The organism is Ralstonia sp. ASV6 (assembly GCF_016429285.1).
GTDB lineage: Bacteria > Pseudomonadota > Gammaproteobacteria > Burkholderiales > Burkholderiaceae > Ralstonia > Ralstonia flaminis.
Window position 1 is genome coordinate 13,908 of the sequence record NZ_JAELUI010000044.1, and the last position, 25,634, is coordinate 39,541.

Sequence of the window (25,634 nt, forward strand, 5' to 3'; positions counted from 1 at the left end):
CCGGCGTTTGCTGTTCGCTATCCCCCTTTAGTTTCGCCCCCGAGATGGACGCCCACCGCCTGCAGACAGCCGCCCGGCTGGCCAATATCCGCGCCTTTCACGTGATGGAGCTGGCCAAGCAGGCTCGCGAACTGGAACTGGCGGGGCGCAGCATCATCCACATGGGCATTGGCGAGCCGGATTTCACCGCCGCCGAACCCGTCGTGCAGGCCGCAGCCGATGCCATGCGGCGCGGTGTGACGCAATACACCGGCGCACTTGGCATCCGCCCGCTACGCGAAGCCATCGCCCGCTACTACCAAACCACCTACGGCCTCGACATCGCGCCCGAGCGCATCATCGTGACGGCCGGCGCGTCGGCAGCGCTGCTGCTGGCGTGCGCGGTGCTGGTGGAAATTGGCGGCGAGGTGCTGATGCCCGACCCGAGCTATCCGTGCAACCGGCATTTTGTGGCCGCTTTCGATGGCGTAGCGAAGCTGATTCCGTCTGGGCCGGAACAGCGCTTCCAGTTGACCACCGAGCAAGTCGAAGCCAATTGGGGCGCACGCACACAGGGCGTGCTGCTGGCCTCCCCTTCCAACCCGACCGGCACGTCGATCCTGCCGGACGAGTTACAGCGCATCGTGCAGGTGGTGCGTGCACGCGGCGGGTTCTCGATCGCCGATGAAATCTACCAGGGCCTGTCGTATGACCAGGCACCGGTCTCTGCGCTGTCATTCGGCGACGATGTCGTCACGATCAATAGCTTTTCGAAGTATTTCAACATGACTGGCTGGCGACTCGGCTGGCTGGTGGCACCCACCGAGCTGGTGCCCGAGTTCGAGAAGGTCGCGCAGAACCTGTTCATCTGTGCGTCGGCCGTGGCACAGCACGCGGCGCTGGCGTGCTTTGAACCTGAAGCGCTGGCGATCTACGACAGCCGCAAAGCCGAGTTCCGCCGTCGTCGCGATTTCATCGTGCCGGCGCTCGAGTCGCTGGGTTTCAAGGTGCCAGTCAAGCCGGACGGCGCGTTCTATGTCTACGCCGACTGCCGCGGCGTGAACCATCCGCACGCAGCAGATGCGGATGCCCTCACACAATCGATGCTGCAAGACGCAGGCGTCGTACTCGTACCGGGGCTGGACTTCGGACCGTACACGGCGCACCACTACATCCGCCTGTCCTACGCCACGGCGATGGATCATCTTGAAGAAGCTGTCGCCCGACTTGGCAAGCTATTCGGGCGCTGAGCTAGCGGCTTCGCGTCACCCAAACAAAAAGGCCGCCCAGAAGGACGGCCTTTTTTTTGCCCTCTATATATAGAGGGCGGAGCGTCTGCCAATCAGGCTTGGCCCTGCAACTTGTTGTCCAAGCGCGCCTCTTCCTGCTGACCGGTGACCGGTTGCTTGTCGGCCGGCTTTGCAGCCTGCGTCTTCGCATCGGCCTGGGCCACAGGCGTGGCTGCCGCGACCGGCTTGGTCGACTCGCGTTCGGACGCCATCGTCACCGGCGACTTATGGCCGGTCGCCACCATGCGCAGGCGCGAACGTTCAGCCAGCACCTTGCTACCGTAGCCACCGTCGCCTTGCGTTACGGCGCCAACGTACAGCTTCAGGCCGCCTTCGATCGAACCGCCGCGGGCGATGCAATCCTTCAGCACCAGTGCACCGACCTTGATGTTGGCGTACGGGTTGAGCGCGGCATTCACACCGCCCATCACCTCATATTTATCCTGGTGGACTTTGGTCATCACCTGCATCAGGCCCTGCGCACCCATGCCGCTTTCGGCAAACGGGTTGAAGCTGGACTCGATAGCCATCACACCCAGAATCAGCAGTGGGTCGATACCGACTTCCTTACCGGTCTGGTAGGCCGCCTTCACCAGCTGACCGGTGGCGGTGGCCGCCACGCGGTACTTGCGGGCGATGTACTCGGCCACGGCAGCCTGCTCGCGGGGCGTACCGGCGGTCGCCGACTCACGCGCGTCGCGGACGACCTGCGTGTTCGGAATCTGCGCAGCCAGCTCGGCCACGGAAGGTACCTTGGACAGCGAATCCCAGCCCGCAGCCGCTACCGTACCGCCCGCTTGGGCAGCCGTAGCAGGTGCGACAGCCTGGGCAGCGCCCATGCCAGTCGACGGTGCGGCCGGTGCAAAGGCGACCGGCTCTACGCCAGCGGGCGACGTCGCCGAAACCACGTTGGCGTCCGCGCCCGGCGTGAAATGCAGCACGCGTTGAGCGACCATGGCACGCCACTCGCCGTTGAGCGAGAGCGCGACCGCGGCCACCACCGCCAGCACGCCGATGCTGTTCAGCACGACATGCCCGCTGCGGAACACCAGCAGGACGCCAGGATGCAAGGCATTGCGGGACGCGGCAGCGCCCCCTGCGTTCAATTCCATGCGCAGCTTACGAGGCAGCGCAATTTGACCAGCACGCGCGAGGCGGCGGCCGACCGGGGTGACGAGCCGGCGTTGCAGCGCCGAACCGAGCCCGGAAGAATGAAGGGTTTTCCAACCGTTCATACTTACCTCCGTCCGCTGCGCTGATTCGGTAGACGCCTTTCTTTTGCATGGCGCCGTGCGTTTCGAATCGCAACGGTTTTTAGTAAGGATGCCGCGCTGTTGCAGTCAGCCGGCATCTGTTGGGGGCACTCCCCGTGTGCCCAGACAAAAGCGGGGCGTGTCCTTGGGGAGGTCACGTCCCGCAGCGATGCTGAAGTGCTCTGGTGTCGCCCCTCAGACGAATGAGAGCAGGGCGAAGGCAATAGCCGAAAACATGTTGCGATGCAACAATTACCAGATCGGATTGGATTGTAGGAAGCGCGTTATGCCAAGTCAATCATAAAGAATATGTTTTTCATATCTGAAAGTTATGATGAAGCCCGCGTTGTTGGGACTAGCTGACCTGCGGTTCGTTCTGTCATCAGGGTGCCGCGAAGTTTTGGCCGTACAATCGCGGCCACCCCGCCTACACCAAAAAAATCGCGCCCATCTGGTCATTTGACGGTTCCGGGATGTGCGCGACAGGTTTCTTACCCCTTACCTTTGGTTACAAAAATCCATGCAATACAGGGACTTACGTGACTTCCTCGCCCAACTGGAGCGCGCCGGTGAGCTGCGCCGGGTGCGCCAACCGGTCTCGCCGCGGCTGGAAATGACCGAAGTCTGCGACCGCCTGCTGCGTGCTGAAGGGCCAGCGGTTGTGTTCGAACAGCCCGTGGACGGTGCGCATAAGTACGACATGCCGGTACTCGCCAACCTGTTTGGCACTACGCGCCGCGTGGCGCTGGGCATGGGTGCCGAGTCGCTCGACGAGCTGCGCGATGTGGGCCGCCTGCTCTCTGCATTGAAGGAGCCCGAGCCGCCGCGCGGCCTGCGCGAGGCCGGCAAGCTGTGGACGATGGCCAAGGCCGTGTGGGACATGGCGCCGCGCAAGGTATCTTCACCGGCGTGTCAGGAGATCGTATGGGAGGTCGATGACGTGGACCTGTCGCGCATTCCCGTGCAGACGTGCTGGCCGGGCGATGCAGCACCGCTCGTCACATGGGGGCTGGTCATCACGCGCGGGCCGCACAAGAAACGGCAGAACCTGGGCATCTATCGCCAGCAGGTGATCAGCCGCAACCAGGTCATCATGCGCTGGCTGGCGCACCGGGGCGGCGCGCTGGATTTTCGCGAGCACGCCATCGCCAATCCAGGCCAGCCTTTCCCGATTGCCGTGGCCCTGGGCGCAGACCCGGCCACCATCCTTGGCGCGGTCACGCCGGTGCCGGATACGCTGTCCGAATACCAGTTCGCCGGCTTGCTGCGCGGCAGCAGGACCGAGCTGGCGACCTGCCTCACCCCCTCGCTCGCGCAGGCACAACTACAGGTGCCGGCCGGCGCCGAGATCGTGCTCGAGGGCCATATCAACCCGGACCCGACGCACCCAAGCGGTTACCAGCATGCGCTTGAAGGCCCGTTCGGCGATCACACCGGCTATTACAACGAACAGGACTGGTTCCCCGTGTTCACGGTCGAACGCATCACCATGCGGCGCGACCCGATCTATCACTCTACGTATACGGGCAAGCCGCCCGATGAGCCGGCCGTGCTGGGCGTAGCGCTCAATGAAGTGTTCGTGCCGCTGCTGCAGAAGCAGTTTCCGGAGATTGCTGATTTCTATCTGCCGCCCGAGGGCTGCAGCTATCGCATGGCGCTGGTCAGCATGAAGAAGCAATACGCCGGCCACGCCAAGCGCGTGATGTTTGGCGTGTGGAGCTTCCTGCGGCAGTTCATGTATACGAAGTTCATCGTGGTGGTGGACGACGACGTGAACCTGCGCGACTGGAAGGAAGTGATCTGGGCGATCACCACCCGCGTCGACCCGGCGCGCGATACGGTGATGGTCGAGAACACCCCCATCGACTACCTCGATTTCGCCTCGCCCATTTCGGGTCTGGGCTCCAAAATGGGGATCGACGCCACCAACAAGTGGCCCGGTGAGACCACCCGCGAATGGGGCCAGCCCATCGTCATGGATGCCGCAGTCAAAGCCAAGGTCGACACCATGTGGGAGTCGCTCTTCCAGTAACCACACGGGCGGGCAGCCCGGTCAGCAAGCGAACGGTCGTTCGGTTATTCTTACCAAGTTAAGCGACTGCTGCATCTAAAAGGCGGGCCCTTTTTCTACTGGGTCCGCCTTCCTTATGGAGAACGCCATGGCCGAAGCACTCGACCCCCGCACCACCAACGCGCTGGAACGCATCAAAGACCACACGCTCATCAAAACGCAGTCCTACGTGGACGGTACCTGGGTGGGCGCAGCGGACGGCGCGACCTTCGCTGTCCACGACCCCGCCACCAACGCGCACCTGGCCGACGTTGCCAACCTCGGTCACGCCGAAACACTGCGCGCCATCGATGCCGCCAACGCGGCATGGCCGGCTTGGCGCGAGTTGACCGGCAAGGAGCGCGCCGGCCTGATGCGCCGCTGGTTCGACCTCCTCATCGCCAACGCTGATGACCTTGCCGCGCTGATGACCGCCGAGCAAGGCAAGCCGCTGGCCGAGGCCAAGGGCGAAATCATCTACGGCGCCTCGTTCATCGAATGGTTTGCCGAAGAGGCCAAGCGCGTCTCGGGCGACGTGATGGCGAGCACCTGGCGTGACAAGCGCATGGTCGTGCTCAAGCAGCCGGTGGGCGTGTGTGCGTCCATCACGCCGTGGAACTTCCCGCTCGCGATGATCACGCGCAAAGTCGCGCCAGCCATGGCTGCAGGCTGCACGATCGTCATCAAGCCGGCCGAGCAGACGCCGCTTTCCGCACTGGCGATGGCCGAACTGGCACACCGCGCGGGCATTCCCAAGGGCGTGGTCAACGTGGTGACGGGCGACGCCGATCGCTCAATCGCCATTGGCCGCGCCCTGTGCGAATCACCGATCGTGCGGCACCTGTCGTTCACGGGGTCGACCCCGGTAGGCCGCATCCTGATGGAGCAGTGCTCGCCGACGGTGAAGAAGGTGGCGCTGGAGCTGGGCGGCCATGCGCCGTTCATCGTGTTTGACGACGCCGATATCGACGCCGCTGTGGAGGGCGCGGTGCAGTCGAAATACCGCAACGCAGGCCAGACCTGCGTGTGTACGAACCGCTTCTACGTGCACGCCTCGGTGTACGACACGTTTGTCGAGAAGCTCTCGGCCAAGGTGCGCGGCATCAAGGTCGGCAATGGCTTTGATGCGGGCGTGGTGCAAGGTCCGCTGATCGACGACCAGGCCGTGGAAAAGGTGCAGCGTCATATCAACGATGCCACGCAAAAAGGCGCGCGCCTGACCGCCGGCGGCAAGCTGATGCAGGGCTACGGCTCGCAGCGCTTTGTCGAGCCCACCGTGCTGGCCGACGCCACGCCAGAGATGCTGATCGCGCACGAAGAAACCTTTGGCCCCGTCTCCGCCATCTTCAAGTTCCAGGACGAAGCGGAAGTCGTGCGCCTGGCCAACGACACCGAGTTTGGCCTCGCCTCGTACTTCTTCAGCCGCGACATCGGCCGCATCTGGCGCGTGGCCGAGCAGCTTGAATACGGCATGGTCGGCATCAACACGGGGTTGATCTCGAATGAGGTGGCGCCGTTTGGCGGCATCAAGCAATCGGGCCTGGGCCGCGAAGGCTCCGTCTACGGTATCGACGAGTATCTCGAACTCAAGTATCTGTGCATGGGCGGTATCTAAGCCGCAACCCCACCCCATCGGCCGACCTGCCACATCGATAGAGCAGGCGGCCTTCCCCCTTGCCTAGCGGCGGAGGAGACACATGAGCACCATCCAGGAAGGCGCCCTGTTGTGGACGCCATCGGCTGACTTCATCGCGCGTTCGCGCCTGACCCACTACCTCGACTGGCTCGCACGCGAGCGCGGCCTGCGCTTCTCGGCTACCACGCCCGAGGGCTATGCCCAACTTTGGGACTGGTCCACCACCGAACTCGAAGCGTTCTGGACCTCGGTCTGGGACTACCTCGACCTGCGCGCCTCCACGCCCTTCACGCAGATGCTGGGCGAGCGCACCATGCCCGGTGCGCAATGGCTGGTGGGCGCCAAACTGAACTACGTCGACCAGGTCATGCGCCACGTGGAAGAAGGCGGCAGCCCCGACCGCCCTGCCATCCGCTACGCCAGCGAAACCAAGCCACTGGCGGACCTGTCATGGCGCGAGCTGCGCCGACGCGTCGCCTCGCTGGCCGATGCGCTGCGCAAGATGGGCGTGGTGCCGGGCGACCGCGTGGCCGCGTATCTATCGAACACGCCGGACGCCATCATCGCTTTCCTCGCCACAGCAAGCGTCGGGGCAATCTGGTCGGTCTGCGCGCCCGACATGGGCCAGGTGGCCGTGACCGATCGCTTCCGGCAGATCGAACCCAAGGTGCTGATTGCCGTGGATGGCTACCACTATGGCGGCCGGTCGTTCGACCGCACCGACGTGGTCGCAGAGATGGTTGCTGCGCTGCCGACGGTCGAACACCTCGTGCTCGTGCCGCAGTTGCTCGGCGACATCAACCGCGCGCGCTTCCCGCAAGCCAAGGACTGGCGCGACCTCACCGCCAACGATGTGCCACTCGTCGTCACACCGGTAGCGGCGGATCACCCGCTGTGGATTCTGTATTCGTCCGGCACCACTGGCATGCCCAAGCCCATCGTGCACGGCCACGGCGGCCTGCTGCTGGTGCAGACGATGATGGGCGCGCTGCATCTGGACCTCGGCCCCAGCGACGTCTACCACTGGTACAGCAGCACCGGCTGGGTCATGTGGAACTCGCAGGCGAGTGGCCTGCTGGGCGGCGTCACGCTCGCGATCTACGACGGCAACCCAGGCACGCCCGATCTCAACACGCTGTGGCGCTTTGCGCAGGATGCAGGCGTGACGTTCTTTGGCGCCGGGGCGGCGTTCTTCGCCAACTGCCTGAAGGCGGGCATCGAGCCTGGGCGGGATTTCGATCTGTCGAAGCTGCGCGCGGTGGGCTCGACGGGCTCACCGCTGTCGGCCGAGGCCTACGACTGGATCTACCGCCACGTCAAAGCCGATGTCTGGCTCAACCCGATTTCTGGCGGCACCGACTTCGCCGGCTGCTTCGTCGGTGGCGTGGCCACCCTGCCTGTCTACGCGGGCGAGATGCAATGCCGCAACCTCGGCTCCCGCGTAGAAGCGCTGGACGAGGCCGGCAAGCCCCTCATCGACGCCGTGGGCGAGTTGGTCTGCACCGCGCCCATCCCATCGATGCCGCTGTTCTTCTGGGGCGATACCGACGGCAGCCGCTACCGCGACAGCTACTTCGACATGTACCCCGGCCAGTGGCGCCATGGCGACTGGATCAAGATCACGCCGCGAGGCGGCGCCATCATCTACGGCCGGTCTGACGCCACCATCAACCGCCACGGCATCCGCATGGGCACAGCCGAGCTATATCGCGTGGTAGAGGATCTGCCGGAAGTGCTCGACAGCCTGGTCGTCGATCTGGAATTCCTCGGGCGCGAGTCGTTCATGCCGCTGTTCGTCGTTCTGCGCGAGGGTGCCGTGCTGGACGACACGCTGCGCACGACGATCAACGCCCGCATTCGGGCCGGGTTGTCGGCGCGGCATGTGCCCAACGTCATCGTGCAGGCGCCGGGCGTGCCGCGCACCCTATCGGGCAAGAAGATGGAGGTGCCGATCAAGAAGCTGCTGCTGGGCGCCCCGCCCGAGCGCATCGCCAACCCCGACGCCATGGCCAATCCAGACGTGCTGGCGTGGTATGTGAGCTACGCCCGCGCGCTGGCCGGACAAAACAGCACCCCAGGAGAAGCCGCACCAGCGCTGGAATCCTGGCGGAGCTAGACCAATCGTTCGCCTCGGGTTTAACAATCTCCGCCAATCGTACGATGGCATCGCTCGAAAGTGCTGACTAACGTACAGCTTGCACCGGCACACAAGAGGCCGGGCTTGCTGCTTAACGGGGAGTCATCATGCTTGCTACGACGAGCGTCCTGATCAAGACGGAGGATGGGCGCGAGGCCCTGGCCGCGCACCGTCACGATATGCAGATGCGCCAGCGCCATCTGCTCATCCTCATCGACGGCGCCCGCACGGTCGGGCAACTGCACCAGTTGCTGGGCGACTGGTCCGATCTGGACGACTTGCTTGCGGGGCTGCAACGGGCCGGAATGGTCGATGTGTTGCCTGGGATCACGCACGAGGACATGCCGGCTCCCGCGGTACCCGTCGACGCATTCGACCCCATCGCCTACTTCAACCGCCCGCTGCTGGACGATGACGCCGAACACGGGCACGGTGCCCTATCGTCCATATCGCCCATCTACGACGAACTACCGCCGCTGACCGGCATGACACTCGGCCTGCAAGCGGTGGCTGCACCGGTTGGCGTGCCAGCAGCCAACGAGCCGCGCCATACGCCCGTCGAGCCCCCCAAAGCACCGCCCTCGCCCACCCCCACGGTTCAGACACCCATCTCGCCCGAGTTGGCCGATGTGCTGCCCAACGTGGTCAAAGTGGAGCTGATGCGACTGGCTGTCATCCATTTCGGCTCGGCCGCCGGGGCTGCCATGCCACTGCTGCGCGCCTGCCGGGAAGACACGGCATCGCTGTGCCACGTGATTGCCGACTGCGCCAAGGCCGCCGCACCCATGGCCGGCGAACTTGCCGCGGCAAGATTCGTCGATGCGGCCATGCAGGCGATGGCACGACGGCGATAGGCTCGTGCGAGGTTTGTTCGATGAGGTGCCTTGCTATGCTGCTAGAGACCAGCATCGTTCGTCGGCAGCCCAAGCAGAGGAAACACCATGCCCAAGATCCACGAATCGCCCGTCCACGACCTGCGCCCCACGCAGCTCACCGTGGGCATGATCGAAGTCCAGGACAAGAAGAAGCATCTCCAGTCGCTTGCGCCCAAAGACCAGCAGGCCTTCATGCAGGCGCATCCGATTCCTGCTGTGCTCGGGCCGGGCAACAAGCTATACATCACGGATCACCACCACCTCGGGCGCGCTGCGCTGGAGGCTGGCGTCAGCCTCGGCTACTTCGAGGTCGAAGCGGATCTGTCCGATCACGCCATCGAGGATTTCTGGAAAGCGATGGACAAAAGCTGCTGGGTCCATCCCCTCGATGAGCATGGCGTGCGGCACTACTACGCGTCCGTTCCTGACAGCCTGGAGAAGCTGATCGACGATCCTTATCGGTCGCTCGCCGGATACGTGCGCAATGCGGGCGGCTATGACAAGACGCCCACCGCGTTCGCAGAATTCGTGTGGGCCGACTTCTTCCGCCGCAGCATTCCGGTTGAAGATCTGCTGGGCGATTTCCTGACCGCCGTACAGAGCGCGGTCGTGCTGGCGCATAGCAAGCAGGCGAGCGGATTGCCGGGGTTCAAGGCGAAGTAAAGGCGACTGCGCAATACAACAGGGGCCGCATCGATAGCTGCCCCTGCCTTGGGTACCGGTTAGGCCGGTGTGCCGATCGTTTCCGAGGCCACGGCCACCAACGCACCAGCCACCCGGTCGATCTGATCCGGCGCCAGCCCCGCGATATTGATACGGCCGCCCTGGGTGCCATAGATCGCGTGATCCACGCGCAAGCGCTCCATGGCGTCGACATCCAGCGGCAGCATGGAGAACATGCCCTTGTGCCGCGACAGGTTCTGCAGCGCGGCGGGTGCTCCCAGGCCAGCCAGGGCGTCGTCAAGCCGGCGCCGGTTGCCGACAATGCGCTGACGCATGTGCTCCAGCTCGTCGCGCCAGCACGCCGTCAGCGCTGCGTCGGCAAGGATGGCGGCGACGATGGCAGCGCCGTGGTCCGGCGGCATCGAATAGTTGCTGCGCGTGATGCGCTCCAGCACACCGCCCACCGGTTGCAGCGTGGCCATGTTCTTGCCGATCACCATCGCGGCACCGGTGCGCTCGCAGTACAACCCCATGCTCTTCGAGCAACTCGCTGCCACCAGCACCGTGTCCAGCGCGTCGACGAGTTGCCGCAAGCCCTCGGTGTCCGGCTCCAGACCTTCAGCGAGCCCGAGATAGGCCATGTCGACCAGTGGCACCAGGCCCTGCTTCGCGCAGCGTTCCGCCACGGCCTGCCAGACCCCGATCTCCATATCGATGCCGGTCGGGTTATGGCAGCAGCCGTGCAGCAGCACGATATCGCCGGCACGCGCGGCGGCAAGATCCGCGAGAACGGCATCTGCGTCGAGCGCACCGCCGTCGGCCTGCCAGCGGTAGCGTTCGACCGTCAGCCCCGCCGCCCGCATGATGGGCACGTGGTTGACGTAGCCGGGGTCGGACACCCAGACGCGGGCACCAGGCGACGCCACGGCGATGAAGTCGGCCAGCAGTCGCAGTGCGCCGGTCCCGCCCACGGTCTGCATCGTGTACTGGCGCGCCAGGCGCCCCGTGTCGCGCCCGAGAAGCAGGGCCGCCAGACCGGCGTTGAACTCGGTGTTGCCCGCCAACCCGCGATAAGCCTTGGAGACCCCGGCAGCAGCCAAGCGCGCCTCTGCCATCTTCACGGCAGCCATGACCGGCGTCCGCCCGGTTTCGTCACGGTAGACGCCCACCACAAGATCGACCTTATTGGGCCGTGGGTCGGCACGGAAAGCGGCGGTCAGCCCCCACAGCGGGTCCGGGGTAACGGTTGCAAGCGTCGTGAGCATGGGTGCGGTCTCCAGAAGAACGATGCGATGCGCTTAAGCGCGGTTTGCGAGGATCACGCCAGCGGTAATCGCAGCAATGCCGCACACAACGGTCAGCGTCAGCGATTCGCCGAGCAGGGGCACAGCGCCAAGGCACGCCAGCGCGGGTGCCAACGAGCCAATCGCAGAACAGCGCGGCGTATCCAGATGGCGAATCGCCAGCGCATAGGACACGCTGGAAATCACGCCAACCCCCAGGCCCTGGGCGAGCAGGAACGGCATCGCGCTGGTCATGGAGAAATGTCCGATGTGGCTGTCGACCACGCCCAAGGCCACCAGCAGTACGAGCAGCAAGAACGACGGCACGCTCAGCAGCAGCGCACAGCCGATGGCGTCGAGCCCAGCACGACGCAGCCCCAGCGTATAGCTGCCCCAGAGCAGGCTGGCCAGCAACAGCAGCGCGGCTCCGCCAACGAACGCGCCATGCGAAGCGTGCGCTTGGGACACCAGCAACAGCACCACGCCCGCAAGGATGATCGCGATAGCCCTCCCGCGCGCCGCATCGATGCGCTGACCATCCAGCGCGTAGGCGATCAGCGCCACCGACAACGGCGTGGTGCCCGCAATCAGCGCAGCCACATGAGCGGCGGATGTCACCTTGCCACCGGCAGAAGCCATGAAGAAGAACGGCAGGCCGCCACCTGCCAGGACCATCAGCGCACTGAGCGGCTTCACACGCCGCAGCATCGACCAGCGTGACGGCAGAAACGGCAGCAGCAACAAGGTCGGCAGACCGAAACGGATGAGCGCCACATCGGCCGGTGCCAGCGGTGACGCACCAATGGCGCGAATCGACAGCGCAAACCCGGCCCAGATCAGCACCGTCAGCACCATCGCCGCATACCCGATCAGCGGACTGGTTTGGGTGGCACCCCGTCCAGCCAGACCACCCGTTCCCGCCGTCAATGTTGAACCGCGCATTCCGTCATCCTCGATTTCTGAATGACGACAGAATGCCCCAGCGCAAAAAGTAGTATCTTGTTATTTCCGCCAATGCAGCGGATCAAATTGGCAGAGTCTGCCACTCCAGGAGAATCGCGTGGACAAGAAGGACAGGCAAATCATCGCCGCCCTCCAGAAGGAAGGCCGTTTGACCAATCAGGAGTTGTCGGAGCGGGTCAACCTGTCGCCCTCTCCCTGCCTGCGCCGGCTTCGGCTGCTGGAAGAGGCGGGCGTGATCCGCGGCTACACAGCCATCATCGATGAAGAGGCATACGGCCTGCCGGTCACGGCATTCGTCCATATTCGCCTGCAGCAGCACACGCGGGAGGTGGTCGCGACATTCGAGAACCGGGTCCGCGCCATCGACGCAATCCTCGACTGCTACGTGCTGACCGGCGAAGCGGACTACCTGCTGCGCGTGCTGGTGGAAAGCCTGCAGGACTACGAGCAATTCGTGCGCAGCCAGCTGCACGCCATTCCGGGCATCGCCGCCATCGACACGAGCTTTGCCTATGGCGTGGTCAAGCGCTCGACCGTGTTCCCGGCTTGGGATGAAAACCGCAGGAGCATGGGACGCAGCCGCGGAACACCGCGGGGTCGATAGTCTAGGGGCGCCTAGCGGCAAATCGCCTCTCCTACCGCATTGCCGATGCTACGATCCAAAGTTAATCGGTTGGCAGCTCAATAAACGATTTCCCTCTCGAAAGAGCGAAACGATGAAAACGGCTTTGAAACTTGGGGCATTGGTTGCTGTGATGGCATGTAGCGCTGCTGCACAGGCAGAGGCTGGGAAGATCAAGCTATGCAGAATTCCAACCATTTCCTCGTTGTCTGACGGCAAAGTCGTTACTTTTCCGCCGCTCAACTACGTTGGCGATTGCGACAAAAATGGCGATAACTGCCGCACCATCACCGTTAGCGCTGAAGGTGGCACGGTTGGCAAAGAGAAAAAGGCATGCGCCGTACTGAACGCCACCGTCACCAAGTCGGATGGCCAGCCCATCAAGGCAGGCACGCTGCTGCGCCCATCCTTCTCGTCTGATGAGTTCCAAGGCTACGACAGCCTTGCTAGCGTCTTCATCACCTCGTCGAAGGTCATTGTGTCCTCGGATTTCAAATAGCCTTGACGGGCCTTGCGCCCTCTCGACCCGCACTTGAGCAACACGAAGACCATGTGACAGAGGTGCCTCTTTCTATGACTTCCGCGCAAGTCATGGCTTGCCCAAGGGTAGGAACCCCGCATAGAATGTGGGGCTACGCGGGCGTCGTATAATGGTAATACCCTAGCTTCCCAAGCTAGAGCCGTGGGTTCGATTCCCATCGCCCGCTCCAGTACCACATCATCGCGCTGCTTTTCACCGCGATGCCTCTTCTAGGAAACCGGACACCGCTCCGGTTTTTTTGTACCTTCCCCCCCTCCCACGTTCGCCTTGACACCAGATGCATCGTCGACAAACAATAAATTAACAAATTTGCTAATCCTTGAATCATGACCAGCATCGACAAGATCTTTGAAGCGCTGGCGTCCACGCCGCGCCGGCAGATCCTGGCCTATCTGTCAGAAGCCGAACTCACCACGTCTGAACTGGCCGAGCGCTTTGCCATGAGCGCGCCGGCGGTCTCGCGCCATCTGTCGGTCCTGGAGAACGCTGGGTTGGTCGTCAGCGAGCGGCGCGGCCAGTTTGTTCTGTACAAGCTCAATGGCGACAGCCTCGTCAACAGCCTGACCAGCTATGCCTTCGAGCTATGTCCGGTTGCTCGCCCGCTCAAGGCGGAGTCGCGCAAGAAGGCCTCGGAAAAACCCGGCTGACATCTCGCACAGCCACGCTCATACCACCCTAGCAACCACCGCAGTCATGCATTCCCACCATCGGGAAGGGAGACCTGTTGTGCAAAATTTTGCCGAGAGTCTGAAAACACACCGTGTGCAAGCCGCCGATGTGCAAAGCGTGGTCCGTGGTGAAGTCCGCTATGCACCGGTCAAATCGCTTTGGTTGACCGGCATGGCAGTAGCAGGGGTGGTTGGCGGCATATGGACGTTCAGTTGGGCTGCCTTCGCCGTCTTTATCCTGACAACCGGCAGCGTCTTGCTGCTGGGGCATTCGCTCGGCAGCCACCGCAAGCTCATCCACGACAGCTATCAGTGCCCCAAATGGCTGGAGTACACGCTGGTGTACTTCGGTGTGCAAGTCGGCTTAGCCGGCCCGGTCGGCCTGTTGCGTCAGCATGATCTGCGTGACTATGCGCAGCGCCTGCCTGATTGCCACGATTACCTGCGCCACGGCCGCTCGTTCTGGCAGGATGCCTGGTGGCAACTGCACTGTGAATTGCAGTTGACCCATCCGCCCCGGATTGAGTTGGAACCACGGATCGCTAACGACCGCGTCTACCGGTTTCTCGAGCGGACGTGGATGCTGCAGCAATTGCCGGTCGCGTTGGTGTTGCACGGGCTGGGCGGGTGGAGTTTCGTGTTCTGGGGGACCTGCGCGCGCGTGACGGCCGGCGTGTTCGGTCACTGGTTGATTGGCTACTTCGCGCACAACCACGGCGGCATGCACTACGAGGTACGAGGCGCCGCCGTGCAGGGCCGCAACATCCGCTTTGCATCTCTGCTGACCATGGGTGAGTGCTGGCATAACAACCATCACGCCTATCCGGGCTCGGCACGTCTGGGCCTGTTTGCCGGCGAATGGGACCCGGGCTGGTGGATGCTGATCGCCTTGCGCAGGGTCGGCCTGGTCTGGAACCTCCGTCTGCCATCGGACCTGCCGACCCGCCCGGAACTGGTTCGCCTGCCAGACGAGCCCGCGCCCCCGGCCAAACGACCCGCTTGCCGCTGGCACCTGATGTGTCCGTGCCGACGCCTTCGGGCCCGCAAGGCTGCGCTGCTATAATCCGCGCATCTCCCAAGCCGCCCTCGGCGGCTTTTTTATTGCCGCCACGTCCGTGGTGAATCCGCCATGCAGTCCACCGAACACACCAACGACGGCACTCCCGTCGAGCCGTCTGACGACGATCAATCCGGTACGCCGGAAACCGGCCACCCGCGCCGTATCCGCTCCTATGTGCGCCGCGCTGGCCGCACGTCTACCGGCCAGCAGCGCGCCATCGACGAACTTGGGCCCCGCTTCCAGCTCTCCTACGCCGCCGAGCCGCTCGACTGGGAAGCTGCCTTCGGCCGCACCGGCGCCAAGCGCATCTTCGAGATCGGCTTCGGCATGGGCGAGACCACCGCCCACATCGCGCAACTGCGTCCGGACGATGATTTCCTGGGCGTGGAAGTGCACGAGCCGGGCGTGGGTGCGCTGCTCAAGCTGATCGGCGAACGCGAGATCGGCAACATCCGCATCTGCTCCCACGATGCGGTGGAAGTGCTGGCGCACATGATTCCGGAAGGCACGCTGGATGGCATCCACGTGTTCTTCCCCGACCCGTGGCACAAGAAGCGCCACAACAAACGGCGCCTGATCCAGGGCCCGTTCGTGGCGCGCCTGGCGGCCCACCTGAAGCCGGGCGGCTATCTGCACTGCGCAACGGACTGGGAGGAATACGCCCAGCAGATGCTGGAGGTGCTATCCGCCGAGCCGGCACTTGAGAACACCGCCGACGGCTTCGCGCCGCGCCCCGACTATCGCCCCGTCACCAAGTTCGAGAAGCGCGGCCTGCGCCTCGGGCACGGCGTGTGGGACGTGGTCTTCCGCAAGCGCGGCTGACCACAGCCCACGCACGGGTCACCGCGCGCCGAAATGCGTGTCGCCGAAGAGGTTCTTGGCGTGACGCGGAAAGGCGCGCCAGTACTGCGGCGGTGCCTTGACGGTAGCGCCCAGCTCAGCGGCCGCGGCCCACGCCCAATGCGGGTTGTAGAGAAAGGCGCGGCCGACCGCGACCAAGTCAGCGCGCCCCTCTGCAACGATTGCCTCTGCCTCGTGTGCCTCGTTGATGAGGCCGACGGCGATGGTCGGCACCTCAGCCTCACGACGGATCTTCTCGGCAAATGGCACTTGGTAGCCGGTCGACAGCGGAATCTGCTGCAGCGGCGACACACCGCCTGACGACGCGTCGATCCAATCGCAGCCACGTGCACGCAGTGCCTGCGCAAATACCACCGAATCCTCCGGCGCCCAGCCACCTTCCACCCAATCGGTAGCGGATACACGCACGCCCACCGGAATGTGGTCCGGCACCGCAGCACGCACGGCCTCAAAGATCTCCAGCGGATAGCGCATGCGATTCTCGCGCGAGCCGCCGTACGCATCTGTGCGCTGATTGGCAATCGGCGAGAGAAATTCGTGCAGCAGATAACCGTGCGCGGCGTGCAATTCGATAGCCGCCATCCCCAGGCGCACGGCGCGGCGCGCGGTCGTCACAAAGTGATCACGTACGCGGGCGAGATCGATGTCATCCATCTCACGCGGTGCACGTTCTTCAGGGCGTTGCGGCACAGCCGACGGGCCCATCGTTTCCCACCCGCCCGCGTCGAGCGGGAGCAGCGCCCCACCCTCCCACGGACGCGCGCTGGAAGCCTTGCGGCCAGCGTGCGCGATCTGCATGCCGATCGGCACCAGCGCGTTCTGGCGGATGGCCGCGAGCGTGCGCGCCAGCGCGGCTTCGGTCGCGTCATCCCACAAGCCCAGGCAGCCATTGGTGATGCGCCCTTCCGGCGACACCGCGGTCGCCTCGATCATCAGCAACCCGGCGCCCGAGAGCGACAGGCCGCCCAGATGCGTGTGATGCCATGCCGTAGCCTGGCCGTGTTCCGCCGAGTACTGGCACATCGGCGAGATGACGATGCGGTTCTCAAGCGTGAGACCGCGCAGGGAGAAAGGCTGGAAAAGTGCACTCATGATCGGGAGATTCGGTAGCGAGCGGCTGACGGAAGAAGCCGCCAGTGTGTCCGAATCCGCCCGATCGTGCAGACGGCGCGAAAACCCGCGCCGAGGAAGGGAATAGCGCGCTGGCTTAGGCCTGCCAGGCGATGAGGTGCGTGTACGCGGTCACCAGCACGATGATGCCGAAGATGATCCGGTACCACGCAAAGCCACGGAAATCGTGCGTGGCAATGAACTTCAGCAGCCAGCGCACGCAGAAGAATGCCGAGATGAACGCGGCCACAAAACCCACCGCGAAGATTGACAGATCATCCGCCGACAGCAGCGCACGCGACTTGTACAGCTCGTACACCGTCGCGCCAAAGATCACGGGAATCGCCAGGAAGAACGAGAACTCGGTGGCCACCTTGCGCGACAGGCCGAACAGCAGGCCGCCGATGATGGTCGAGCCCGAGCGCGACGTGCCCGGAATCAGCGCGAAGCACTGCGCAAAACCCACCTTGATGGCGTCAGAGATGCGCAGGTCGTCAAGTGTTTCGATGCGCGGCGCACCGGCCTTGGCGGCCTGGAGCAGCGCATTGGCACGCGGGTCGTGCGTCTCGCCGCGATGGCGCTCGCGCCATTCGGCCCACAGGATCACGAAGCCGCCGATGATGAACGCCGACGCCACCACGATCGGGTTGAACAGATGCGCCTTGATCGCCTTGCCGAAAATCAGCGCGAGCGTGATCGCGGGAATCGTCGCCACGATCACGTTGATGGCGAAGCGCTGTTGGCGTGGGTCGCTGGGCAAGCCCTTTACGACCTCGATGATCTTGTGGCGAAACTCCCAGCACACCGCCAGGATGGCGCCGAACTGGATCACGATTTCAAAGATCTTGCCCTTCTCGTCATTGAAGTCGAGCAACTGGCCGGCCAGGATCAGGTGGCCCGTGCTGGAGATAGGAAGAAACTCGGTCAGACCTTCGACGACACCGAGAATCAGCGCTTTGATGACGAGTGCAATGTCCATGCAGTAAGCAGAGGAGGAGAAGGAAGACGAGGCGCCGGGCGTGCTGCGTACAACAGCAAATGCTTCAAGGCCGCTTGGCCTGAACGTGCACACCTTCGGGCAAAACCGTGATTGTACCGGGCTCTACAGCGATGCCGGCCACTTTCAACTGCTCCGGCTTGAACGTGTAGACCGCGTAGTCGTTAAGCAGTTGGCCCGCGATCAATGAGCCGATGGCGCTGATCTGCTGCCCCAATCCACCAGGCACGTTCTGCAGATCGAAGCGGTCGACACTGGGTTGATCCAAGCGAATCGAACGCGTGGGCGCGTCGTAGTGCAAACCGCTGGAGATGGCCAGTGGCCCGGTCAACGGCTGGCGCAGCAGGCCGCTTTCCACGCTCGCATCCGCCTGGATGGCGATACGGTTGCGTGCGGCGTCCAGCGAAATCTGCGGGTTGGTCAGCGTAACGTCGAAGAAGCCCAGAAAGCGCCGCTGAAACGGAAACTTGCGCGCCAGCGCTTCCTGCATCTGGTTGCGGGAGAAGGTATAGCCGCCTCCCGTCCAGCCGGTGGGCATGCAGGCCACCAGCACAACGGCCACAACCGCAGCGACAGCGGCTGCGCCAGCCCACCAGCGGAAACGGTTTGAGCGCGCGGCAAGTTTCGTGGAATCGGTCATGAACGATCAATGCGCCGCAGTGGCGATCTCGAGTTGGGTCAGGAACTGCATGGCGTGCACTGCCGTGGCGCCGCACATGTCGGGTTCGGGCTGCAGGCTGCCGCACACGGCCGGACGCTCCGGGTGGCCGAAGATGCGACAGCGGTTGGTGCCATCCAGCTGCGCACAGCGCACACCGGCCGGCTTGCCGTCCGGCATGCCGGGAATCGGGCTGGAGATGGAGGGCGCGATGCAACACGCACCACACTGGGGTCGGCAGTCCATGGCCGTCCTAGTCAACGAAATGGTTCGGAAAGCCGCTATTGTGCACCAGCACATTCGAGGCCCATTCTGATTGACCATTCCGATGTCACTTGACCCACCCTCGCGCCATGCGTACATTAATGACCGAAAAGTAAGTTATCCGTGAGTCAGTGACCAACGTGCATTGGCTGACACCACTTTTGCAGTTGCTGCCGTGACAGATCGAGAACCCGAGTCTTCCGCCAAACGATGGACCCGCCGCAAGGAAGCCCGCCCACAGGAGTTGGTGGCGGCGGCGCTCAACCTGTTCGTAGCGCGCGGCTATGCGGCTACGCGGCTGGAAGACGTGGCCTCGGCAGCCGGCGTGTCCAAGGGCACGGTCTATCTGTACTTCGCCAACAAGGAAGAACTATTCAAGGCCGTGGTGCAGGAAAACCTGCTGCCCGCCCTGGCCGAGGGCGAAGCCCTGATCGACACGTTTGAAGGCTCCACCGAAGCGCTTCTGCACGAAATCCTGATGGGCTGGTGGGAGCTGATTGGCGAATCGCCGGCCTCTGGCCTGACCAAGCTGCTGATGGCCGAATCGGGCAACTTTCCCGATCTGGCGCAGTACTACAACGAAGAGGTCATCGAACGCTGCGACCGCCTGTTTGCGCGCATCCTGGCACGCGGCGTGGCCCAGGGTGAATTCCGCGAAACCGATGTGGACCTGACCACGCTGGCGCTGACTGCCCCGATGCTCTTCCTGATGATGTGGAAGCATTCGTTCGGCCCGTGCGCCTCCAAGGTGCTGGAGCCCAAGGCATTCATCACACATGTGGTGGCGCTGGTGCTGCATGGTCTGTTGCGCAATCCGGTGCCTGGCGCTGTGATTCCGCCGCCACCTCCGCTCACGGCGCAGCCATGGCGCACCCCGTCCGATGTCAATGGTGATGCCAACGGGGGCACCAAGTCGTGAGGTTCTCTGCCGGAATGTCCTCCGGACTTGCTAAAATGCCGGGTTTGTCGCCAAACCCTCATCCGCATTACGCGCTCCACATGGAAGGCATGCCCATGGACATCGAAAAATCCCGGTTCAACATGATCGAGCAGCAAATCCGTCCGTGGGACGTGCTCGACACCGACGTGCTCGACCTACTCACCGTCGTCAAACGCGAACACTATGTGCCCGAGGCTTATCGCGCACTGGCCTTCGTCGACATGGAAATCCCGCTGGCCGGCGGCCAGAACATGCTGGCCCCGCGCGTGGAAGCCCGCGTGCTGCAGGAGCTGGCCGTGCGCAAGCATGAAGACGTGCTGGAGATCGGCGCGGGCTCCGGCTACATGGCTGCCCTGCTGGCCCACCGCGGCCGCCAGGTCACCACGCTGGACATCGTGCCCGAGCTGATCGCCTTTGCCCGCAGCAACCTCTCTCGCAACGGCGTGACCAATGTCGACGTGGTCGAAGCCAGCGGCGCGCAAGGCTGGGGCCACGACCTGTATGACGTGATCTGCGTCTCAGGCTCCGTGCCGGCCGTGCCGGAAGCCCTGCTCAAGCAGCTCAAGGTGGGTGGCCGCCTCGCGATCTTCGTGGGCGGCGCGCCGGTCATGGAAGCGCAGCTCATCACGCGCATCTCCAACACCGAATACCAGACGCGCAACCTGTTCGAGACCTACGTGACGCCGCTGGTGGGCGTGTCCGCACCCTCGCAGTTCCGCTTCTGATCCACTTCGGTCAACCCCAATCAAACATGCAACAGCTCGCCCCCTCCGCCCTCGCCCAATGGCTCGCAGACGCATCGCGCGCGAAGCCCGTCCTGCTCGACGTGCGCTGGGCTGAAGAGGTGGAGATCTGCGCCCTGCCTGGCATCACACACATTCCGATGAATGAGATCCAGGTGCGTGCCGGCGAGCTGCAAGCTGACCAAGACATCGTCTGCATCTGCCACCACGGCGGACGCAGCGCGCAGGTTGCGCAGTATCTGATCGTGCATGCCGGCTTTGATCCGGCTCGCGTCTACAACCTGCAAGGCGGCGTCCATGCCTGGGCCAACCAGGTGGACCCGCAGATGGCGACGTACTGATTGGGGAAGCCGCCGCCGGGCACGAGAACCCACTGAGTCTGCTTACGCTCCGACTCGTGTGAACAGGTTCTGACGCGCCCGCGCTGCCTTCCGACGTTTTCCTCGTCCGGGGGCTTTATGAGTGTTGCTCGCAGTCACCGCGCGCGGTTTGCCGTGCGCGGTTCGCTTGTTGTGCTGTGCTGGTCGATGACGCCGCTGCTGGCGTGGGCGCAAACGCCTACGCCGGAAGTACCGGCCGCGACCGATCTTCTCTCCGCTTACCGCGCCGCACTGGCCAACGATCCGCAGTTCGCATCGGCCCGCGCGCAATCGCTCGCGCAGCGCGAAAAACTCACGCAGGGTCGTGCCGGCCTGCTTCCGCAGATTGGCGGTGCATGGAGCTCGACGCGCATCATCTTCGATCAGAACGCGCCGGTCGATTTCAACAAGACCTTCTCGTCGACGGGCTGGACGCTGTCGCTCTCGCAACCGCTGTTCCGCTGGGATCGCTGGGAGACCTACAAGCAAGGCGAGATTGCCGCGCAAGCCGCCGAGGCCTCGCTCGCGCAGGCGCAGCTCGATCTCATCACGCGTACGGCGCAGGCCTACTTCGACGTGCTCAACGCGCAAGACACGCTGCAGCTTGCCACCGCGCAGCGCGACGCCATCCAGCAACAGTACGAGCAGGCACGCCGCAACTTTGACGTCGGCAACGCCAACATCACCGATGCCAACGACGCGCAAGCGCGGCGCGATTCCATCGATGCAACCGTCATTGCCGCGCGCAGTGACCTTGAAGTCAAACAGTCAGCACTCAAGCAGATCGTCGGCGAGCCGGTCGGCACGCTGGCTGGCGTGCGTACGGGCGTGGCGCTGCCGCAGCCGGAACCGGCAACCCCCGAGCCCTGGGTAGACCAGGCACGCAGCGGCAACCTGCAGGTAGCGCTCGCTCAGTACAACCTGCAGAGTGCCGAGCGCGACGTGAAGAAGGCCAACGCCGGCCACCTACCCTCCGTCGACCTCGTCGCGCAAACGGGTCATACCAACGCGAGCGGCAACCAGTACATTCCGTCGCTGCCGGGCGGCGCGCGCTTTGAGAGTTCGCAGATCGGCGTGCAGGTGTCGATTCCGATCTTCGCAGGCGGCGCGATCCAGTCGCGCGTGCGCGAGAACATCGCGCTGGAGACCAAAGCTGCGAGCGACCTTGAGTACGCCCGCCGCGCTGCGGAACAAGGCGCGCGGCAAGCGTATATCGGCGTGATTGCGGGGCTGGCGCAGGTGAAGGCGCTGGAGGCGGCTGAACTGTCGGCGCGTACAGCGTACGACTCCAACCTGCTCGCTTATGGCGTGGGCGTGCGCATCGGCACCGACGTGCTGAATGCGCAAGCGCAACTGTTTCAGGCGCGGCGCGATCTGGCTCGCGCACGCTACGACACCATCGTCAACGGCCTGCGGCTGAAATCTGCCGCCGGCTCGCTCAACGAGGCCGATGTGATTCAGGTGAACACGCTGCTCACGGCGAACGGGTCGAGCGACATCACCGCCCTGCCGCCACGCGCCGCCAAGCCCGCATTGGCAAAATCGGCACCTACCGCGGCCAAACCCGCCAAGCGCTGATCAGTGGTTCTGGCCGCTCGGCGCCGGCGCTGGCGCCGTCAGTGGCCGCTCTGCAAACTGCAGCAGCGCGCCGCTGGCAGTCTTCCAGATCACCTGGCGACCTTGGCGCCCTGAAGCCGACGGCTGCATGCCGACAGTCGCCAGCGGCGATTTCAACGCTTCCAGGAAAGCCGTCTCCAACTCCATGCGCGCTGGGTCACACGCCATGCGTGTCGATGCGAGGTTACCGAAGCGCATGCCCGAGACAAGCTTCTCGTACGGACCGGTAAAGCGGTTGCAGCCCGAGTAACCCGACACAACGCCGTTGGCAGCTTCCAGGCCTGCGCTGAATTCGATGGCGATCGGCTGTGCGGTCGGATCGGCACCCTCTTCCTCCGCCGACGGCAGTTCCTTGGGCGCCGCCCCCGGCTCTTGCCAGCGCACCAGCACGAAGCGTGAGCGGCCTTCACCTTGCGCCTGGGTCAATGTGGCCTGACCGGGGTTGGGCGCGGCGCTGGCGGGGGCAGGGTTGGCTTCAGGCACCGATGCTGCCTGCGCGACAGGCGCTGAAGCCGTTGGGCTGGCCATGGCCGACGCGGGCTTGCCGGTGGGCGCGGGCGTCATACAGCCGGCGCCAATGATGCTGGCAGCCGTCAGCACGGCCAAGGCCGCTGCCGTCAACACCACACGGCGCGGCGTCTGCAGCAGGCTTGGCTTGGGACGATTCGATTGAGACATGAACGGGTCGTGAACAGTGACGAATGCAAACTACAGCAAACTGCGCAAAGAGCCGTTAGTCTGCGCCACGCGGATTGAGTTCGCAGTTTTCGTACCGAACATGGCTTGCGCGTTACAGCGTCGGCAAAACAAGCGATGCCACCGCCTCCACAGTGCGCGCTGTCGCCCCACCATGCGTGGCAGCGAAGGCCAGCGCGGCGCGTGATGCGGTCTCGCGCGCATCGGCGTCGGACAGCCACGTATCGATCACGCGCATCACCGCTGCCGCATCGTCCACCTGTATGCAGGCACCTGCGGCCACAGCATCGCGCGTGGCCTGTGCAAAGTTGAACGTGTGCGGACCGATGACCACCGGCGTGCCCACAGCACATGCCTCGATCAGGTTCTGCCCGCCCAGCGGCAACAGGCTGCCGCCAATGAAGGCGGCCTCGGCGGCGGCGTAGTACAGCGCCATCTCGCCCATCGAATCGCCAAGCAGGACATCCGCTTCACCCAAACCGGTGTCGTTGGCCATGCCGGCAGCCGAGACCGTCATCGCGCTGCGACGCGCAACACGCAAGCCCACGCGTTCCGCAAGCTGCGCCACTTCATCAAAGCGCTGCGGATGACGCGGCACAAGGATCAACAGCGGATGCCGACGCCCGACATGCTGTGCGCGATGGGCTTGCCAAGCATCCAGCAGCAGGGCCTCTTCTCCTTCGCGCGTGCTGGCGGCCACCCAGGCCACACGCCCATACGGCCTGTGCAGGGCTTCGCGCAGTACGCGGCCCGCCATGATCTGGTCGACATGCGGGGTGATGTCGAACTTCAGGTTGCCCGTCACGCGCACGCGCGGCACACCGAGCGAGCGATAGCGATCAGCATCGTCCGGGGTCTGCGCCAGCACTGCGGCCAACTGTGCATACGTCTCGCGCGCGGCATCGCCCAAGCGCGCAGTGCGGCGGTGGCTGCGCGCCGACAGGCGCCCGTTGACGAGCACCATCGGCACGCCGGCGGCGTAGGCACGTTCGATCAACACCGGCCAGATCTCCGTCTCCATCAACAAGCCGAGACGCGGCTGGAAGTGGCGCAGGAACCGGTCGACCGCCCCAGTCAGGTCATACGGCAGATAGGCCTGGATGACGCGGCCATTGCGTTGCGCGGCGAATTCGGCGCCCGTGCGGCGGCCGGTCGGCGTCATGTGCGTGAGCAGCACCGCATGGTGCGGAAAACGCGCGAGCAGCGCATCGATGAGCGGCTGCGCGGCGCGCGTCTCACCCACCGACACGGCATGCACCCACAGCAGCGGGCGATCAGGATTCGCACGTGAAGGATAGAACCCGAGTCGCTCGCCAACGTGCTGGCGATAACCGGGCTCCTTACGGCCCCGCCACCACAGGCGCAGCAGTGCGAGAGGCAGCGCAATGCGCCACAGCAGGCGATACAGAAAGCGCAGCATCAGAGCACACCCAGCGCGCGCAGCGCATCAAGCGCCTGCGCGCTGGTGGGATGGGCCTCGGCGCTGCCGAGGTCATGCACGTTGGGCGTCCAGTAGCCGCCCGTGCGCCACGACGTCGTAAAGTTGTAGAGCGCCACCGTAGGCTTGCACAGCGCGGCGGCAATATGCACGAGCCCCGTGTCCACGCCCACCACGGCCGTTGCCTGATTGAGGAACGCGGTCACATCCGGCAACGACATCCGCGGTGGAATCACCACACGCCGCACCGTGCCCGGCACCGCCGCGATGATGGCTTCACGAATGGCTTCGCTGGTGCGGCGCTCGGTCTCGCTGCCCCACGGCAGAGCAATCGCGTAGTCACGTGCGAGCAGCTCGCGTGCGACATCTACCCAGGCCGCCTGCGGCCAACCCTTGTCAGCGCGCGAGGTCGCATGCACCAGTGCAACGTATGGGCGCGGCATCGCAAACGGCAAGTCCGACGACGGCTGCAGACCAAAATCAATCGACGCGGGCAGCGTGTAGCCAAGCGCCTCGGCCACCATGCGGCGCGAGCGCTCGACCACGTGCACGCGCGGTTCCATCTCGATCTTGCGTTGATAGAACAGCTTGGCGAGCGGCTCGTAACCCGCGCCATCGGTACGGTTTCCAAAGCCGGCAACAAAGCCGCTTGGGGTCAGCCTGGCCTGCGCCGCAACCAGCGCGGTCTTGATGAGGCCCTGCGTATCGAGCACCGCGTCATACGGCTTGGCGCGCAGCGCGCGGCGAAAGGCCGCCATCTCGCCCCACGTTTTTCCGGAACCCAGCGACTTGCGCCAACGGCGCAGCGCAAACGGAATCACGCCCTGCACACCGCGCACGATACGCACGATGCCCGCAAAACCTTCTTCGACGACCCAGTCGATCTCGGCATCCGGATACGCGCGCAAAATATCGGCCACGACCGGCGTGCA

Annotated in this window: 25 protein-coding genes and 1 tRNA gene; 16 read left to right on the top strand and 10 right to left on the bottom strand. The window is 64.3% G+C overall.

What is annotated here, in order from left to right; translation table 11 throughout:
• Positions 1–44: 44 nt before the first annotated feature.
• Complete coding sequence (locus JHD73_RS10970) at positions 45–1,229, top strand: pyridoxal phosphate-dependent aminotransferase (protein ID WP_199030321.1); 1,185 nt, start codon at positions 45–47, stop codon at positions 1,227–1,229.
• 92 nt (positions 1,230–1,321) lie between these two features.
• Here the strand turns inward: JHD73_RS10970 and JHD73_RS10975 are convergent, their stop codons facing one another.
• Complete coding sequence (locus JHD73_RS10975; RefSeq protein WP_199030322.1) at positions 1,322–2,503, bottom strand: lytic transglycosylase domain-containing protein; 1,182 nt, start codon at positions 2,501–2,503, stop codon at positions 1,322–1,324.
• A gap of 538 nt (positions 2,504–3,041) precedes the next feature.
• Between JHD73_RS10975 and ubiD the strand changes: the two genes are divergently transcribed.
• The 5 genes from ubiD to JHD73_RS11000 all read left to right on the top strand — a co-directional run bounded on the left by ubiD (position 3,042) and on the right by JHD73_RS11000 (position 9,882).
• On the top strand, positions 3,042–4,553 hold the full coding sequence (gene ubiD / locus JHD73_RS10980) for a 4-hydroxy-3-polyprenylbenzoate decarboxylase (protein WP_199030323.1): 1,512 nt from the start codon (positions 3,042–3,044) through the stop codon (positions 4,551–4,553).
• 127 nt (positions 4,554–4,680) lie between these two features.
• The gene (locus JHD73_RS10985) at positions 4,681–6,186 is read left to right on the top strand and encodes an NAD-dependent succinate-semialdehyde dehydrogenase (protein WP_199030324.1); all 1,506 of its coding nucleotides are present in this window, start codon (positions 4,681–4,683) and stop codon (positions 6,184–6,186) included.
• Positions 6,187–6,268: 82 nt separating this feature from the next.
• On the top strand, positions 6,269–8,323 hold the full coding sequence (locus tag JHD73_RS10990) for an acetoacetate--CoA ligase (protein WP_199030325.1): 2,055 nt from the start codon (positions 6,269–6,271) through the stop codon (positions 8,321–8,323).
• Positions 8,324–8,451: 128 nt separating this feature from the next.
• Complete coding sequence (locus JHD73_RS10995; RefSeq protein WP_199030326.1) at positions 8,452–9,198, top strand: hypothetical protein; 747 nt, start codon at positions 8,452–8,454, stop codon at positions 9,196–9,198.
• Between the two features lie 87 nt (positions 9,199–9,285).
• The gene (locus JHD73_RS11000) at positions 9,286–9,882 is read left to right on the top strand and encodes a ParB-like protein (protein ID WP_199030327.1); all 597 of its coding nucleotides are present in this window, start codon (positions 9,286–9,288) and stop codon (positions 9,880–9,882) included.
• A 59-nt stretch (positions 9,883–9,941) separates the two neighbouring features.
• Here the strand turns inward: JHD73_RS11000 and JHD73_RS11005 are convergent, their stop codons facing one another.
• On the bottom strand, positions 9,942–11,147 hold the full coding sequence (locus JHD73_RS11005; RefSeq protein ID WP_199030328.1) for an aromatic amino acid transaminase: 1,206 nt from the start codon (positions 11,145–11,147) through the stop codon (positions 9,942–9,944).
• Between the two features lie 33 nt (positions 11,148–11,180).
• Positions 11,181–12,107 carry a DMT family transporter gene (locus JHD73_RS11010; protein WP_199030329.1) on the bottom strand — a complete coding sequence of 309 codons (927 nt, stop codon included), beginning with the start codon at positions 12,105–12,107 and terminating at the stop codon, positions 11,181–11,183.
• A 118-nt stretch (positions 12,108–12,225) separates the two neighbouring features.
• On the opposite strand from JHD73_RS11010, the gene JHD73_RS11015 reads away from it, so the two are divergent.
• The 6 genes from JHD73_RS11015 to trmB all read left to right on the top strand — a co-directional run bounded on the left by JHD73_RS11015 (position 12,226) and on the right by trmB (position 15,841).
• The gene (locus tag JHD73_RS11015; RefSeq protein ID WP_199030330.1) at positions 12,226–12,732 is read left to right on the top strand and encodes an Lrp/AsnC family transcriptional regulator; all 507 of its coding nucleotides are present in this window, start codon (positions 12,226–12,228) and stop codon (positions 12,730–12,732) included.
• 112 nt (positions 12,733–12,844) lie between these two features.
• Positions 12,845–13,249, top strand: coding sequence for a hypothetical protein (locus JHD73_RS11020; RefSeq protein ID WP_199030331.1), 405 nt, complete (start codon positions 12,845–12,847; stop codon positions 13,247–13,249).
• A gap of 137 nt (positions 13,250–13,386) precedes the next feature.
• Positions 13,387–13,460: transfer RNA gene (locus JHD73_RS11025), tRNA-Gly, on the top strand.
• 157 nt (positions 13,461–13,617) lie between these two features.
• Complete coding sequence (locus tag JHD73_RS11030; RefSeq protein ID WP_199030332.1) at positions 13,618–13,938, top strand: metalloregulator ArsR/SmtB family transcription factor; 321 nt, start codon at positions 13,618–13,620, stop codon at positions 13,936–13,938.
• A gap of 79 nt (positions 13,939–14,017) precedes the next feature.
• On the top strand, positions 14,018–15,022 hold the full coding sequence (locus tag JHD73_RS11035; RefSeq protein WP_368735532.1) for an acyl-CoA desaturase: 1,005 nt from the start codon (positions 14,018–14,020) through the stop codon (positions 15,020–15,022).
• A gap of 66 nt (positions 15,023–15,088) precedes the next feature.
• Entirely contained in the window at positions 15,089–15,841 is a 753-nt protein-coding gene (trmB, locus tag JHD73_RS11040; protein WP_233176895.1) for a tRNA (guanosine(46)-N7)-methyltransferase TrmB, read from the top strand.
• 18 nt (positions 15,842–15,859) lie between these two features.
• On the opposite strand, the gene JHD73_RS11045 is transcribed toward trmB, so the two are convergent.
• The 4 genes from JHD73_RS11045 to JHD73_RS11060 form a co-directional block, all read right to left on the bottom strand.
• Positions 15,860–16,972 (bottom strand): NADH:flavin oxidoreductase/NADH oxidase, encoded by a 1,113-nt coding sequence (locus tag JHD73_RS11045; RefSeq protein ID WP_199030334.1) that lies wholly within the window; start codon positions 16,970–16,972, stop codon positions 15,860–15,862.
• A 115-nt stretch (positions 16,973–17,087) separates the two neighbouring features.
• Positions 17,088–17,969 (bottom strand): undecaprenyl-diphosphate phosphatase, encoded by an 882-nt coding sequence (locus JHD73_RS11050; protein WP_199030335.1) that lies wholly within the window; start codon positions 17,967–17,969, stop codon positions 17,088–17,090.
• A gap of 64 nt (positions 17,970–18,033) precedes the next feature.
• On the bottom strand, positions 18,034–18,627 hold the full coding sequence (locus tag JHD73_RS11055) for a DUF1439 domain-containing protein (RefSeq protein ID WP_199030336.1): 594 nt from the start codon (positions 18,625–18,627) through the stop codon (positions 18,034–18,036).
• 6 nt (positions 18,628–18,633) lie between these two features.
• Positions 18,634–18,891 (bottom strand): YkgJ family cysteine cluster protein, encoded by a 258-nt coding sequence (locus JHD73_RS11060; protein ID WP_199030337.1) that lies wholly within the window; start codon positions 18,889–18,891, stop codon positions 18,634–18,636.
• Between the two features lie 193 nt (positions 18,892–19,084).
• Between JHD73_RS11060 and JHD73_RS11065 the strand changes: the two genes are divergently transcribed.
• From JHD73_RS11065 to JHD73_RS11080, 4 genes are all read left to right on the top strand, one after another.
• The gene (locus JHD73_RS11065) at positions 19,085–19,828 is read left to right on the top strand and encodes a TetR family transcriptional regulator (protein WP_199030338.1); all 744 of its coding nucleotides are present in this window, start codon (positions 19,085–19,087) and stop codon (positions 19,826–19,828) included.
• Between the two features lie 95 nt (positions 19,829–19,923).
• Positions 19,924–20,574 (top strand): protein-L-isoaspartate O-methyltransferase, encoded by a 651-nt coding sequence (locus tag JHD73_RS11070; RefSeq protein WP_199030344.1) that lies wholly within the window; start codon positions 19,924–19,926, stop codon positions 20,572–20,574.
• Between the two features lie 26 nt (positions 20,575–20,600).
• The gene (locus tag JHD73_RS11075; protein WP_048935108.1) at positions 20,601–20,933 is read left to right on the top strand and encodes a rhodanese-like domain-containing protein; all 333 of its coding nucleotides are present in this window, start codon (positions 20,601–20,603) and stop codon (positions 20,931–20,933) included.
• 117 nt (positions 20,934–21,050) lie between these two features.
• Positions 21,051–22,529 (top strand): TolC family outer membrane protein, encoded by a 1,479-nt coding sequence (locus tag JHD73_RS11080; protein ID WP_199030339.1) that lies wholly within the window; start codon positions 21,051–21,053, stop codon positions 22,527–22,529.
• Here JHD73_RS11080 and JHD73_RS11085 read toward each other — a convergent pair whose 3' ends face one another.
• From JHD73_RS11085 to waaC, 3 genes are all read right to left on the bottom strand, one after another.
• A complete protein-coding gene (locus JHD73_RS11085; RefSeq protein WP_199030340.1) occupies positions 22,530–23,246 on the bottom strand; it encodes an META domain-containing protein in 717 nt (238 codons plus the stop codon).
• Positions 23,247–23,358: 112 nt separating this feature from the next.
• Positions 23,359–24,684 (bottom strand): lipid IV(A) 3-deoxy-D-manno-octulosonic acid transferase, encoded by a 1,326-nt coding sequence (waaA, locus tag JHD73_RS11090; RefSeq protein WP_199030341.1) that lies wholly within the window; start codon positions 24,682–24,684, stop codon positions 23,359–23,361.
• The coding region (gene waaC, locus JHD73_RS11095) for a lipopolysaccharide heptosyltransferase I (RefSeq protein ID WP_199030342.1) at positions 24,684–25,634 on the bottom strand (951 nt) is incomplete at its 5' end. The genes waaA and waaC, both read right to left, overlap by 1 nt.

Coding starts and splice junctions, on each gene's coding strand:
- JHD73_RS10970 (WP_199030321.1), top strand. CDS start 45: ATGGACGCCCACCGCCTGCAGACAGCCGCCCGGCTGGCCAATATCCGC.
- JHD73_RS10975 (WP_199030322.1), bottom strand. CDS start 2,503: ATGAACGGTTGGAAAACCCTTCATTCTTCCGGGCTCGGTTCGGCGCTG.
- ubiD (WP_199030323.1), top strand. CDS start 3,042: ATGCAATACAGGGACTTACGTGACTTCCTCGCCCAACTGGAGCGCGCC.
- JHD73_RS10985 (WP_199030324.1), top strand. CDS start 4,681: ATGGCCGAAGCACTCGACCCCCGCACCACCAACGCGCTGGAACGCATC.
- JHD73_RS10990 (WP_199030325.1), top strand. CDS start 6,269: ATGAGCACCATCCAGGAAGGCGCCCTGTTGTGGACGCCATCGGCTGAC.
- JHD73_RS10995 (WP_199030326.1), top strand. CDS start 8,452: ATGCTTGCTACGACGAGCGTCCTGATCAAGACGGAGGATGGGCGCGAG.
- JHD73_RS11000 (WP_199030327.1), top strand. CDS start 9,286: ATGCCCAAGATCCACGAATCGCCCGTCCACGACCTGCGCCCCACGCAG.
- JHD73_RS11005 (WP_199030328.1), bottom strand. CDS start 11,147: ATGCTCACGACGCTTGCAACCGTTACCCCGGACCCGCTGTGGGGGCTG.
- JHD73_RS11010 (WP_199030329.1), bottom strand. CDS start 12,107: ATGCGCGGTTCAACATTGACGGCGGGAACGGGTGGTCTGGCTGGACGG.
- JHD73_RS11020 (WP_199030331.1), top strand. CDS start 12,845: ATGAAAACGGCTTTGAAACTTGGGGCATTGGTTGCTGTGATGGCATGT.
- JHD73_RS11030 (WP_199030332.1), top strand. CDS start 13,618: ATGACCAGCATCGACAAGATCTTTGAAGCGCTGGCGTCCACGCCGCGC.
- trmB (WP_233176895.1), top strand. CDS start 15,089: ATGCAGTCCACCGAACACACCAACGACGGCACTCCCGTCGAGCCGTCT.
- JHD73_RS11045 (WP_199030334.1), bottom strand. CDS start 16,972: ATGAGTGCACTTTTCCAGCCTTTCTCCCTGCGCGGTCTCACGCTTGAG.
- JHD73_RS11050 (WP_199030335.1), bottom strand. CDS start 17,969: ATGGACATTGCACTCGTCATCAAAGCGCTGATTCTCGGTGTCGTCGAA.
- JHD73_RS11055 (WP_199030336.1), bottom strand. CDS start 18,627: ATGACCGATTCCACGAAACTTGCCGCGCGCTCAAACCGTTTCCGCTGG.
- JHD73_RS11060 (WP_199030337.1), bottom strand. CDS start 18,891: ATGGACTGCCGACCCCAGTGTGGTGCGTGTTGCATCGCGCCCTCCATC.
- JHD73_RS11070 (WP_199030344.1), top strand. CDS start 19,924: ATGGACATCGAAAAATCCCGGTTCAACATGATCGAGCAGCAAATCCGT.
- JHD73_RS11075 (WP_048935108.1), top strand. CDS start 20,601: ATGCAACAGCTCGCCCCCTCCGCCCTCGCCCAATGGCTCGCAGACGCA.
- JHD73_RS11080 (WP_199030339.1), top strand. CDS start 21,051: ATGAGTGTTGCTCGCAGTCACCGCGCGCGGTTTGCCGTGCGCGGTTCG.
- JHD73_RS11085 (WP_199030340.1), bottom strand. CDS start 23,246: ATGTCTCAATCGAATCGTCCCAAGCCAAGCCTGCTGCAGACGCCGCGC.
- waaA (WP_199030341.1), bottom strand. CDS start 24,684: ATGCTGCGCTTTCTGTATCGCCTGCTGTGGCGCATTGCGCTGCCTCTC.